This is a genomic window from Donghicola eburneus (genome assembly GCF_900115865.1).
Classification (GTDB): domain Bacteria; phylum Pseudomonadota; class Alphaproteobacteria; order Rhodobacterales; family Rhodobacteraceae; genus Donghicola; species Donghicola eburneus.
Map to the genome: position 1 here is coordinate 321,655 of NZ_FOXY01000001.1, position 12,570 is coordinate 334,224.

Below are 12,570 nucleotides of genomic sequence, written 5' to 3' on the forward strand. Positions count from 1 at the left end.
GATTCATGAAAACTTGGATCGCGGCAGGCGCGTTGGCGCTGATCGCGGGTGGTGCAGCCGCCCATGACTATGGGTTCGCGGGGGTGCTGTCTGCGAACAACAAAGGTGAGATGCCCGAGATTACGCTGTCCGTCGGCAAACCCATCGCAGAGGGGCCGATCACGCTGAAGTCTGGAATGATGTACGAGCTGGAGATCGAGTCAGACGGCAGCGGGGAACTGGCGCTCGAAGGGCCTGGTTTCTTTCGTGCGATCTGGGTGAATGAGGTCGTCGTCAATGGGCTGGAAATGCGCCCCTTCGGCATGGAAAGCGTCGAGTTCGACGAAGCCGGCGAGATGGAGATTGAATTTCTGGCGATCAAACCGGGCGCGTATTTCCTGCGTATTCCGGGATCCAAGGGCGAAAGCCAGCGGGTCGAGATCACCATTCAGTAAGCAAGCACGCAACCAGCCCCTCCTCTGACAGGGCTGCGTGCTGGCGGATTAGATGGCTTGGGAGTCCAGATTCACCATCTTGCACTTCCAGCCTTGGACCGAAAATTTGGGGTGCTCGACCTGCCATTTGGCCAACTCAGGTTGTGCACCCATCATGCAAGCCATGGGGGTCACGTCGACAAAGGTCAGGCTCTTTTGCTCACAGACGTCAGGGGCTGTGGCAAGACAAGCCGTGAAGAGAAGTTCGATCATAAAGACATCCTTTCAGTCAGAGGGGATGCCCAAGCGTAATGCCGCAATGCAGCATTCACGTCAGGGTACTGGTTAAAAGACCATCACCTTTTGCATAATTTTGCGATTTTGCACAATATGTAGGCGCTATTTGCCGCAGGTCACGGAAAAAGCGTACTCTGTCCCGCAGGTTAATGGGCGCGGTGGCCCTTGATCTCGCCTGTGGTCAGCACCGGAGAGGCGTCAATATCGTCTGCATTCAGCATCGCTGCGACTCGCTCCAGCGATGCGAGGAGCTGCGCTTGCTCCCAATCTTTCAACTTTTCAAACGCCTGAACGTAGCGCTGCTGCAGCGCGTCGGGCGCAGTCTGGACCGCCATCTGGCCGCTCTCGGTCAGGATGATGTTCGTCTGGCGGCGGTCGGTTTCAGAGCGTACGCGCACCGCATAGTTCCGCGCGACCAACCTATCCACAAGCGTAGTCACCGTGGCCTGCGACACGCCCATCTGAACAGCCAACTCTTTGGGGGTGGCGCTGCCATCCCGTGCTGCTGTGATCTGCAACACCCGCAGTTGAGCAGGGGTCAGGCCAGCCGACTGCGCAAGGCTGCGCGAATAGAGTTCCGTCGCACGCAGAATACGGCGCAGGGCGATCAGGCTTTGGTCGGTTCGGTCACGGTGTTGTTCAGACATAATCCTTTATCGCACAAAACTGAAAATGCTTCAATTGGCTAAGTATCTCGCCTGTGATCTTCGATTGTCGAAGGGAAATAATTTAGCCGCTTGGTGTAAAAATCAAGAAAAACATCAAGAAAACAAGGGCATTTAGGGGATGTGAGAAAAACAACTTAGGTGGTTGAAATATTTTCAGCTTCTATTACTTTGACAGCCAAAGGAAACAACCCGAGAGGCCAACATGCCAGAGTTGCAAGTACAGACCGAAACGACTCCGATGCGAGTCATGCAGCCGATCCTGCGCAAGCCGGATGCGACTGATGGCAAGAACGTCTGGGAGCTCGTCCGGAGCTGTCGCCCTCTGGATGAAAACTCGATCTACGCTAACATCATTCAGGCTGACCATTTCCGCGATACTTGCGTTCTGGCCGAGCTGAATGGCGAAGTCGTTGGCTGGATCTCGGGCCACATGATCCCGAACTCGAATGCGTTCTTTGTCTGGCAGGTTGCTGTCAGCGCCAAAGCGCGCGGTCTGGGTTTGGGCAAGAAAATGCTGCGTGAATTGCTGTCGCGAGATGCGACCGCAGAGGCGCGTGAGTTAAAAACCACGATCACGCAAAGCAACGAAGCTTCGTGGGGGCTGTTCCGCAGCATTGCCCGCGACGTCGGCGGGGATCTGACCGATCAGCCGCACTTTACAGAAGACGAGCACTTTCAAGGCGAGTGTGCCACCGAACACATGGTGACCATCACTCTGCCGCGCGCTCAGGCTTCTGTTGCACGCGCCGCTTGAACTCTCCCCTCTTTTACGACTGACCAAAGGATTTTCCCCATGCCCAAAGACATGGCTACTGAACGTACGATCTATGAACGCCGCGAAAGCGGGGCGCGTTCCTACTGCCGCGCCTTTCCTGCTTCGTTCACCGAGGCACGTGGCTCCGAAATCTTTACCGCTGACGGCAACCGCTACATCGACTTTTTGGCGGGCTGCTCTTCGCTGAATTACGGCCACAACGACGCCGATATGAAAGCCGCCCTGATCGAGCATATTGCTGGTGACGGCATCGCGCACGGTCTGGACCTGCACACCGATGCAAAAGGCGCGTTCCTGACCGCGTTCAACGACCACATCCTTGCGCCCCGCAAGATGGATCACCGCGTGATGTTCACCGGCCCGACCGGCGCAAACGCTGTTGAAGCGGCAATGAAAGTTGCGCGCAAAGTAACTGGTCGCACCAACATCATCTCGTTCACCAACGGCTTCCACGGCGTGACCATGGGCGCGCTTGCAGCAACCGGCAATGGCTACCACCGTGGCGGCGCTGGTATGGACAAGGCTGGCGTGACTCGCTTCCCCTTTGACGGCTACGCCGAAGGTGTGGACAGCGCCGCGCTCTTGGACCAGATGCTAAGCGACCCGTCGGGTGGCATCGACGCCCCCGCTGCGATCATGTTCGAAACTGTCCAAGGCGAAGGCGGTCTGAACCCGGCATCGGCGGACTGGGTTCGCAAGATGCAAGCGATCGCTCACAAGCATGGCGCATTGCTGATCATCGACGACATTCAGGCAGGCTGTGGCCGTACTGGCACTTTCTTCTCGTTTGATGAGATGGGCGTGCAGCCGGACATCGTGACCATGGCGAAATCGGTTTCGGGCTTTGGCCTTCCGATGGCGCTGATGCTGGTCCGCCCGCAGCACGACATCTTTGGCCCCGCCGAACACAACGGCACATTCCGTGGCAACACCCACGCCTTCGTCACCGCCCGTGTCGCGATTGAAAAGTTCTGGGCCGACGACGCGTTCCAGACCGAGTTGGCCGAGAAGGCTGCTCTGATGACCGAAAAACTGCAGCGCATCGCGGACCTCGTTCCCGGCGCCTACCTGAAGGGACGCGGCCTGATGCAGGGCGTTGATGTAGGCTCGGGTGATCTGGCCTCGGACATCTGTGGCCGCGCCTACGAGAACGGTCTGATCGTCGAGACCTCGGGTCCGAATGACGAAGTGGTCAAGATCCTCGCGCCTCTGACGACCTCGAAAGAGCTGTTCGAAGAAGGCTTCGCGATCCTCGAGAAAGCGGCTCGCGACGTGCTGAACAACGCAAAGCTGGCAGCGGAGTAAGAGTAATGATTGTACGCGATTTTAACGAATTGAAGAACACCGACCGCCACGTTGCTGACGCGCAGTGGACGTCGACCCGTATGCTTCTGGCGGATGATGGAATGGGCTTCTCGTTCCACATCACCATTCTTGAGGCGGGCTCGGAACACACGTTCCACTACAAGCACCACTTCGAGAGCGTGTACTGCATGGCGGGCAAGGGCTCGATCACCGATATCGCCACAGGCGAGACCCACGAGATCAAGCCTGGTGTCATGTACGCCCTGAACCTGCACGACAAGCATATCCTGCGCGCCGAAGAAGAGCTGCACATGGCTTGCTGTTTTAACCCGCCCGTGACCGGCAAAGAGGTACACCGCGAAGACGGCTCTTATGCCCCTGCCGAAGAGTTGGCGTAACAGCAGACAAGGATCTGATGACCTATACTGTCGAAAAAATCGGCGGGACCTCGATGTCTCGCGTGAACGAGTTGACCGAAACGCTGTTCATCCCGAACGGCGTCTCGGACGACATTTATGGCCGCATCTTCGTTGTCTCGGCGTTTGGTGGTATCACCAACTTGCTGCTCGAGCATAAGAAAACCGGTGAATCGGGTGTCTACGCCCGCTTTGCCGATGCGGATAACGATCACGGCTGGCATGATGCCCTGAGCCGCGTCGCAACCGAAATGCAGAAGGCACATGCAGGCGTTCTAGATCACTCGGCAGACATTGCTCAGGCAGATGCCTTTGTGTCAGAGCGTATCGCTGGCGCCCGTAACTGTCTGACGGACTTGCAGCGTCTGTGCAGCTACGGCCATTTCCGCTTGTCAGAACACATGCTGCACATCCGCGAACTGCTGTCCGGTTTGGGCGAAGCGCATTCGGCCTTCGTCACCAGCCTGATGTTGCAACGTCGCGGCGTGAGCGCCCGTTTCGTAGATCTGTCCGGCTGGCGGGATCAGGGCGAAGTCTCGCTCGACGAACGCATCATGACCGCGATGAAAGACGTCGATCCTGCGACCGAGATGCCGATTGTGACCGGTTATGCTCAGTGTGCCGAAGGCTTGATGCAGGAATTCGACCGTGGCTATTCCGAAGTGACGTTCTCGCGTATGGCTGCGCTGCTGCATGCCCGCGAAGCGATCATCCACAAGGAATTCCATCTGTCTTCCGCCGATCCAAAGCTCGTTGGGGCAGGGGTGGCGCGCAAGTTGGGTCATACCAACTACGATGTGGCGGACCAGATGTCGAACATGGGGATGGAGGCGATCCACCCCAAGGCCGCGAAAACACTGCGCCAAGCTGATGTTCCGCTGCGCGTGGTGAATTGCTTTGACCCTGCCGATCCGGGCACCCTGATCGACGACCGTCCTGCAGAAAACGCAGCGGTCGAGATGATCACGGGTTTGGATATCGTGGCACTTGAGGTGTTTGAACAGGACATGGTCGGGGTCAAAGGGTATGACGCCACCATTCTCGATGTGCTGACCCGTCACGGTGTCCGCATCGTGTCCAAGACCTCGAACGCGAACACGATCACGCATTATTTGGATGCCTCGCTGAAAACGATGCGCCGCGTAGAACGTGATCTGGCAGAGCGCTACCCGGGTGCCGAAGTCTCGGCCCGTCCGCTGTCCATGGCCTCGATCATTGGGCGTGACCTGCGCGGACTGTCGGTCCTGACCAAAGGTCTGCAAGCTTTGGCAAATTCCGGGATGGCTTGCCTTGGCGCGTCGCAAGGCCCGCGCAACGTTGACGTCCAGTTTATTCTGGAACGCGACGATCTGCAGCCCGCCATCAAGGCGCTGCACAAACAGCTGATCGAAGGCGTGACGCCGACCCTGAAGCAGGTCGCCTAACAAAACGCCAAGCCCAACAGAGACATCAGGGGCCGCCGCGCGCGGCCCCTTTTGCGTGTTCAAAGGCGCAGCTGTTCATATTATGCATTGAAAATAGGCATTTCGGGGCTGCACGTCTGTCCAATTCCTGTTTATGCGCTTGCGATATTGCGCATGCAGAAATTTCGGTCTATCCCGAAATCAAGCGGGCGGCGTATCGCCCGACACCTTGGTCGCAACGGCGCGACTTTTTCCGATCTTAACCCGTCACGGGTTGCAGCAATGACGCTGTTTCTGGCCTCGCATCCCGAGGTCTTCGGAAACTCCTGAACTGATCCATGTTCCCATTGCTTCGGCTTGATCGCAGTCCTTTGGACGCTCGGGCCACACGAACCGGAGAGTCTTATGACCAAGGCACGTCTTGTTATTGTTGGAAACGGAATGGCCCCTGGCCGGATGCTCGAACACCTGTTCGATCTGGCGGGCGATGCGTTCGACGTCACGATTTTCAACGCCGAACCCCGAGTAAACTACGACCGCATCATGCTGTCGCCCGTTCTGTCCGGCGAGAAGTCCTATGAGGACATCATTATCCACGGCGACGGCTGGTACGAAGAGCACGGCATCACGCTGCACCGCGGCGAAAAGGTCGTGAAAATCGACCGCGTGGGCAAGACTGTGACTTCCGAAGGCGGGATCGTCGCGCCCTATGACAAGCTGGTGCTGGCGACGGGCTCGAACCCCTTTATCATTCCTGTCCCGGGTCATCAGCTGGACGGTGTTCTGGCCTACCGTGATCTCGATGACGTGGATGGCATGCTGAAGGCTGTCGAGCAGGGAGGCCGTGCGGTGGTCATCGGCGGCGGTCTCTTGGGTCTCGAGGCGGCGGCTGGCCTCAAGATGCGCGGCATGGACGTGACTGTTCTGCACCTGATGCCCACCCTGATGGAGCGTCAGCTGGACCCTGCCGCAGGCTACCTGCTGCAAAAAGAGCTCGAAGGGCGCGGGATCGAGGTGCGCTGCGGCGCCAACACCAAAGCGATCCATGGCGACGGCAAGGTCGAGCAGGTCGAGCTGGAAGACGGTACGATCATCGACGCAACGCTGGTAGTGATGGCCGTGGGCATCCGCCCGAATGTGGAGCTGGCCAAAGAGTCCGGTCTCGATGTGAACCGCGGGATTGTGACCGATAGCGCCATGTGCACCTCGGACCCGGACATCTACTCGGTCGGTGAATGTGCCGAAGTGGGCGGCCGCGTCTACGGTCTGGTGGCACCGCTGTATCAGATGGCCAAGTCGGCCGCGCACCACCTGTGCAAGCTGGAAGACAACGATTTTGTCCACGCAGAGACCCCGACCAAGCTGAAGGTCACCGGCGTAAACCTCTATTCCGTTGGCGAATTCGGCGATGGTCCCGATCTGGAAGACGTCGTTCTGCGCGATGCGAACCGTGGCACCTATCGCCGTGTGATCATGCGCGGCAATCAGGTCGTTGGTGCGGTTCTGTATGGCGATGTCACCGATGGCATGTGGTACAACGAGATGCTGAAATCCGGTCAGGACATCAGCGAAATCCGCGATACCCTGATCTTTGGTCAAGCGCATCAGGGCGGCGCTGCGGCAGACCCGCTGGCGGCTGTGGCCAATCTGGCAGACGACGCGGAAATCTGTGGCTGTAACGGCATCTGCAAAGGCCAGATCGTCAAAACCATTCAGGACAAGGGCTTGACCTCGCTCGCCGAAGTGCGCGCCCACACCAAAGCCTCGGCCTCTTGCGGGACCTGCACCGGTCTGGTCGAGAGCGTGATGGCAATTACCCTCGGCGACGGCTACGCCAAGAAGGTCGAAGGCATGTGCGGCTGTACCGATCTGGGTCACGGCGACGTGCGCCGCCTGATCAAAGCCAAGGGCTTGAAATCGATCCCCGCGATCATGCAGGAGCTGGAGTGGAAAACCTCTGGCGGCTGCGCGAAGTGCCGTCCGGCGCTCAACTACTACCTCTTGGCCGATTGGCCCGGCGAGTACAAAGACGATCAGCAGTCGCGCTTTATCAATGAGCGTGTCCACGCAAACATCCAGAAAGACGGCACCTATTCTGTGGTGCCTCGGATGTGGGGCGGCATGACGACCTCAGACGAATTGCGGGCCATCGCGGATGTGGTCGACAAGTTCAAAATCCCAGATGTCAAAGTCACCGGCGGCCAGCGCATCGACCTTTTGGGCGTCAAGAAAGAGGATCTGCCTGCCGTTTGGGCCGACCTGAACGCTGCTGGCATGGTCTCGGGCCACGCTTACGCCAAGGGTCTGCGCACGGTCAAAACCTGTGTGGGCAGCACGTGGTGCCGCTTTGGCACGCAGGATTCCACCGGCCTCGGCATCAAGCTCGAGAAATTCATGTGGGGTTCTTGGACGCCCGCCAAGGTCAAGCTCGCTGTCACCGGATGTCCCCGCAACTGCGCCGAAGCGACCTGCAAGGACATCGGCGTGATCTGCGTCGATAGCGGCTACGAGATTGTCTATGGCGGCGCGGCCGGCCTGCACATCCAGGGCACGACCAAGCTTGGCACCGTGAAGACCGAAGAAGAGGTCATGGAGATCGCAGGCGCGATGACCCAGATGTACCGCGAGCAGGGCTTCTACCTGGAGCGCATCTACAAGTGGGCGGACCGCGTGGGCTACGACACGGTCAAAGCCGCGATCTTTGACGATCTGGACAGCCGCCGCGCCTATAACGAGCGCTTCATCTACAGCCAGAAGTTCAGCCAGACCGACCCGTGGTCCGAGCGGGTGTCCGGCGTGGACAAGCACGAGTTCAACCCCTTGGCCGTGTTCGGCGAAGAAGCGATGGAGCCCGCAGAATGAACGCCCCTGTCACCGAAAGCCAGCTGGACTGGCGCCTGATCGGCACCATCGACGACGTGCCGCTCCAAGGCTCGCGCTGCGTGAAAAACGGCGAGACGACCATCGCGATCTTCCGCACCGCCAAGGACGAAATCTTCGCCCTCGAGGACAAATGCCCCCACAAAAACGGGCCTTTGTCGCAGGGTATCGTCCATGACGGTTGCGTGACGTGTCCGCTCCACAATTGGGTGATTTCGCTTGAGAGCGGTATGGCCCAAGGCGCGGACAGTGGCCAAACGGCCTCTTATCCCGTGCGCGTCGAGGGGCGCGAGATCTATTTGAGTTTGTCGCCAAAGGTATGAGTTTTGCGGCGGAGGGGCCGCAACATTGTTCCACAAAAACAAGAACAAGGGACGAGTGAGGTGACATGGCGATCCTGCCCCGAGGGGCGGGGTCGTCTCTTTTTGTCGCGCCGTTTGATCGGCTCAATGGGAAAAAGGGTACTCGTTACAGGCGATTCCACGGGCTTTTTGAGTGTCGAGGTCTGGCAAACTTCCCGCGATTTCACCGACACGTTGGGTGGCGTACCCATAGACCGGCAACGTTTCAGAGATGCGACAAAGCTAACGATCCAAACAAATTAAATGCCACCGAGCGCAGACCATTATCGGATAGCGTTTTTGCGCGGTTCGGCTAGTCTTGCGATATGGACAGTGAAACCGAACGCCCCACGCTCCGCCTGAGAATTGTGTTTGGCCAAGATGCGATGCTTGGACCGGGCAAAGCAGAATTGCTTGAGCGGATTGATCGCACGGGCTCTATCTCTGCGGCCGGTCGCGAGATGGGGATGAGTTACAAGAGGGCCTGGCTGCTTGTGGGGACGATGAACACGATGTTTCGCGAACCTGTCGTGCATAGCGCGCGAGGGGGCAGCAACGGGGGCGGGGCGACATTGACGCCTCTGGGGGCCGAGGTGCTGCGGCTCTATCGCGCTGTGGAAACGACCGCGAGCGCGGCCGGGGCCGAAGATATTAACCGGCTGCACGGCTTGCTCGCGGATATGGCCACTGGAAAATAACGGTTGACGGGCTCTTGTTTGGATGGCGTTATTTCCGGCGGGGAATATTGAAGGGAGTGCGCCTTGGGGCTGACACGTAGAGAATTCGGAATGCTTGGGCTGGCAGCTGCGGCTTTTGGCCAGACGGCCGACGCCTCTGACATGCCGGTCATTGCCGTCGCGTCCGATCTGTCCTTTGCGATCGCTGAACTGCAAGAGCATTTCACCCAGAAGACGGGTCATGGGTTGCGCATCACTTTGGGCGCGACGGGCAACTTCGCGCGGCAGATCAGGGCAGGGGCACCGTATCAGATGTTCATGGCGGCGGACGAAACCTTTGTGAAGGATTTGGCCGCTGACGGTCTGACGCGTGACGCTGGCACGCTGTATGCCGAAGGCAGGGTATCGCTCATCGCGCCGTCAGGCTCTGTTCTAAAGCCGGACGGAACCCTGAACGATCTGCGGAGCGCGTTAGAGGGCGGCCGCGTAACCCGTTTTGCCATCGCGAACCCAGAGCATGCCCCTTATGGTCAGCGCGCGAAAGAAGCCCTGCAGCACGCCGGCCTATGGGAGGCGATCCAGCCGCACTTGATCCTTGGCGAGAATGTAGCTCAAGCCGCGCAGTTTGCGATGTCCGGCAATGCTGATGGGGGATTGATTGCGCATTCGTTGGCTTTGGCGCCTGAACTGAAGGCGCGGGGGCAATCCGATCTGATCGCGGCAGACTGGCACAATCCGTTGCTGCAACGCATGGTGCTTTTGCCCTCGGCGGGTCCCGAAGCCGAAGCATTTTATGCCTACGTCCAGTCCTCAGAGGCCAAAGAGATCCTCGCGACCTATGGCTTCTCCCTGCCGCAGGGGGACTGATGGACTGGACGGCGCTCTTGTTGTCTCTGCGTCTGGCGGGGTGGACGGTTGTCCTGCTGCTGCCCGTCACCGTGATCATGGGGCGGGTGCTGGCCTATCAAAGCTTTCGCGGCAAAGGATTGTTCGAGACGCTCGTGATGCTGCCGCTGGTCCTGCCGCCCACGGTGTTCGGCTATTACCTTTTGGTGGTGCTGGGGCGCGGTGCCCCGATTGGGGATTTCTGGCAGCAGACGTTTGGTCAGCCCTTGGTCTTCAGTTTCGAAGGGCTCGTGCTGGCCTCGGTCATCTTTAATCTGCCGTTTGCGATCCAGCCCGCGCAGCGCGGGTTCGAAGCTGTCCCGCAAGATATTCGCGAGGCGGCAGCCTGTTGTGGTATGTCGCCGTGGCGCAGTCTGTTGCAGGTCGAGTTGCCCTTGGCTTGGCCAGGCTTGATGACTGCGATGGTCCTGACGTTTGCGCATACCCTTGGGGAGTTCGGGATTGTGCTGATGGTAGGTGGGTCCATTCCGGGCGAGACGCGCACCATCGCGATCGCGATCTATGACCGTGTGCAGGCCTTTGACTATGACGGCGCGGCGGTCATGTCGGCGGTGCTTGTGGGGATTTCTCTGTTCACCATTGGGATCACCTACTTGCTTTCTGCACGCGTGGGGCGGCGCTTGTCATGAGCCTGAGCTTTTCGGCAAAAGCCATCGCGCCCATCCCGATTGATCTGGCTTTCGAGGCCAAGGAGGGCGAGGTTCTGGCGCTGGTTGGCCATTCTGGGTCGGGCAAGACCACCATTCTGCGTACAATTGCCGGGCTTTGGGCCCCGCAGAACGCCGAGGTTCAGTGCAGCGGGGCAACGTGGCTTCGCACTGCGTCAGGGGTTGATGTTCCGGCCCATCGTCGGCGTGTCGGGGTGGTTTTCCAGAATTACGCACTGTTTCCCCATATGACGGCCAAGCAGAATGTGATGTCCGCGATGCCGTCCACTGTCCGTGACAAATCGAGCGCCGCATTGGATTGGCTGGCGCGGGTGAACCTGCCGGATATGGCGGAGCGCAAACCAGCCGAGCTGTCAGGCGGGCAGCAACAGCGCGTGGCCTTGGCGCGGGCCTTGGCGCGTGCGCCGGATGTCCTGCTTTTGGATGAACCTTTCTCTGCAGTAGACCGCGTTACGCGGGAACGGCTGCATGCAGAGCTGATCGCGCTGCGCTCTGATCTATCGATGCCTGTCATTCTGGTCACCCATGATATGGCCGAGGCCCAAGCGCTGGCCGACCAAATGGTTGTGATTGATCAGGGACGGGTGATCCGCCAAGGCCCCACAGCCGAGGTTATGTCTGATCCAGCGGCGCTGCGCGCGATGGGGCTGCGGGATCTGGCATCCTTGTTGACGGCGCGTGTCTCTGCGCACGACGACGATGGTCTGACACAGTTGGAAACGGCGACGGGCCCCATTTGGCTGCCGCGCGTCAAAGCAGAGGTCGGAACGACCCTGCGTGTCCGCGTTCTGGCGCACGAAGTCATCCTGTCCCGCGCTCGCCCCGAGGGGCTGTCGGCGCAGAACATCCTGCCCGCGGTCGTGGATCGCATTGTTTCTGGCGAAGGGCCCGGCGTGATCGTGCACCTTGCGATTGGCGGGGACGAGGTTCTGGCGCGGATCACCAGACGCGCCGCGCGAGATCTGGAGCTGGCTGTCGGCCAGCCCTGTCACATGGTTCTGAAATCCATGTCGGTCGCCCGAGACCACGTGCGCGGGTAACGCCCGCCCTCAGACGTTCCCTTCGGTTTCGATATGGATCACCGTCCCGCAATGCTTGCAGTGGACCGCATCCGCGTCGTGCAGCACCAGCCCGCACACATCGCATTCCTGGCGCACTTTGGACGGACGGAACAGCACTTGGAGCAGGCGCAAGAACAGCGTCACACCAAAGATCATAACCAAAACCGACAAGAGCCGCCCCCATGGCCCGCCGAGCGTGATGTCCCCAAATCCGGTCGTGGTCAGGGTCGTGACCGTGAAATATAGCGCGTCAACGTAATTTCGGATCTCTGGATTGATGCCGTACTGGGTGGCATAGATCAGGCCCGTCATGATGAACAGGAATACACCCAAGTTCATTGACGATAGAATGATATCCTCGTTCTTGCGGAAATAGCCAAAGTCCTGACGCAGCCGCGCCAACGTCTGATAGGTGTGCAGCAGTCGCAGTGTACGCAGCACGCGCAAGAACCCAAGGCCTTCGCCCGCGATGGGTGCCAGAAAGGACACGACCGACACGATGTCAGCCCATGTAGACAAGCGCGTCAGGTAGCGGCTTTTTTGACGTTCGATCCACAAGCGCACGATAAAATCAGCAAGGATCAGGATGCCAAAGACCACATCGATCGCCTCGATGAGCGGGGTGTGGGTAAAGAAAGACGTGACCACCACGAACCCGATCGTCACCAGATCAAAGATCAACAGAATATAGCGAAAGGTGTGCGCGGCGTGGCTGTCGCCTTCGTACAAGGCGCGGATGCGGTCCAACACGAGTCTGCCT

Annotated in this window: 14 protein-coding genes; 11 read left to right on the top strand and 3 right to left on the bottom strand. The window is 59.2% G+C overall.

The genetic code is table 11. From position 1 onward, the window contains the following. The first annotated feature begins 5 nt into the window (after window positions 1-5). The gene (locus BM225_RS01470) at window positions 6-434 is read left to right on the top strand and encodes a hypothetical protein (protein WP_072706178.1); all 429 of its coding nucleotides are present in this window, start codon (window positions 6-8) and stop codon (window positions 432-434) included. A 48-nt stretch (window positions 435-482) separates the two neighbouring features. Here the strand turns inward: BM225_RS01470 and BM225_RS01475 are convergent, their stop codons facing one another. Both BM225_RS01475 and BM225_RS01480 read right to left on the bottom strand, forming a co-directional pair. Then, complete coding sequence (locus BM225_RS01475; protein ID WP_072706179.1) at window positions 483-686, bottom strand: hypothetical protein; 204 nt, start codon at window positions 684-686, stop codon at window positions 483-485. Between the two features lie 170 nt (window positions 687-856). Continuing rightward, complete coding sequence (locus tag BM225_RS01480) at window positions 857-1,357, bottom strand: MarR family winged helix-turn-helix transcriptional regulator (RefSeq protein WP_072706180.1); 501 nt, start codon at window positions 1,355-1,357, stop codon at window positions 857-859. A gap of 223 nt (window positions 1,358-1,580) precedes the next feature. Here BM225_RS01480 and ectA point away from each other — a divergent pair, with 223 nt between their 5' ends. From ectA to modC, 10 genes are all read left to right on the top strand, one after another. Further along, complete coding sequence (ectA, locus tag BM225_RS01485) at window positions 1,581-2,132, top strand: diaminobutyrate acetyltransferase (RefSeq protein ID WP_072706181.1); 552 nt, start codon at window positions 1,581-1,583, stop codon at window positions 2,130-2,132. A gap of 39 nt (window positions 2,133-2,171) precedes the next feature. Further along, window positions 2,172-3,458 (top strand): diaminobutyrate--2-oxoglutarate transaminase, encoded by a 1,287-nt coding sequence (gene ectB, locus BM225_RS01490; protein WP_092463699.1) that lies wholly within the window; start codon window positions 2,172-2,174, stop codon window positions 3,456-3,458. Window positions 3,459-3,463: 5 nt separating this feature from the next. After that, on the top strand, window positions 3,464-3,856 hold the full coding sequence (locus BM225_RS01495; protein ID WP_072706183.1) for an ectoine synthase: 393 nt from the start codon (window positions 3,464-3,466) through the stop codon (window positions 3,854-3,856). Window positions 3,857-3,873: 17 nt separating this feature from the next. Continuing rightward, on the top strand, window positions 3,874-5,298 hold the full coding sequence (locus BM225_RS01500; protein WP_072706184.1) for an aspartate kinase: 1,425 nt from the start codon (window positions 3,874-3,876) through the stop codon (window positions 5,296-5,298). 384 nt (window positions 5,299-5,682) lie between these two features. Continuing rightward, entirely contained in the window at window positions 5,683-8,139 is a 2,457-nt protein-coding gene (gene nirB, locus BM225_RS01505; protein ID WP_072706185.1) for a nitrite reductase large subunit NirB, read from the top strand. Next, entirely contained in the window at window positions 8,136-8,480 is a 345-nt protein-coding gene (gene nirD / locus BM225_RS01510) for a nitrite reductase small subunit NirD (protein ID WP_072706186.1), read from the top strand. The genes nirB and nirD overlap by 4 nt, the downstream gene beginning before the upstream one ends. A 344-nt stretch (window positions 8,481-8,824) precedes the next feature. Beyond that, complete coding sequence (locus BM225_RS01515) at window positions 8,825-9,196, top strand: winged helix-turn-helix domain-containing protein (protein ID WP_072706187.1); 372 nt, start codon at window positions 8,825-8,827, stop codon at window positions 9,194-9,196. Window positions 9,197-9,259: 63 nt separating this feature from the next. Beyond that, a complete protein-coding gene (gene modA, locus BM225_RS01520) occupies window positions 9,260-10,042 on the top strand; it encodes a molybdate ABC transporter substrate-binding protein (RefSeq protein WP_245780392.1) in 783 nt (260 codons plus the stop codon). Continuing rightward, a complete protein-coding gene (gene modB, locus BM225_RS01525) occupies window positions 10,042-10,710 on the top strand; it encodes a molybdate ABC transporter permease subunit (protein WP_072706189.1) in 669 nt (222 codons plus the stop codon). Before modA ends, modB begins: the two co-directional genes overlap by 1 nt. Further along, window positions 10,707-11,789 (top strand): molybdenum ABC transporter ATP-binding protein, encoded by a 1,083-nt coding sequence (modC, locus tag BM225_RS01530; protein ID WP_072706190.1) that lies wholly within the window; start codon window positions 10,707-10,709, stop codon window positions 11,787-11,789. The genes modB and modC overlap by 4 nt, the downstream gene beginning before the upstream one ends. Before the next feature lie 9 nt (window positions 11,790-11,798). Here modC and BM225_RS01535 read toward each other — a convergent pair whose 3' ends face one another. Beyond that, a complete protein-coding gene (locus BM225_RS01535) occupies window positions 11,799-12,560 on the bottom strand; it encodes an ion transporter (RefSeq protein ID WP_092463702.1) in 762 nt (253 codons plus the stop codon). Between the last annotated feature and the right edge of the window lie 10 nt (window positions 12,561-12,570).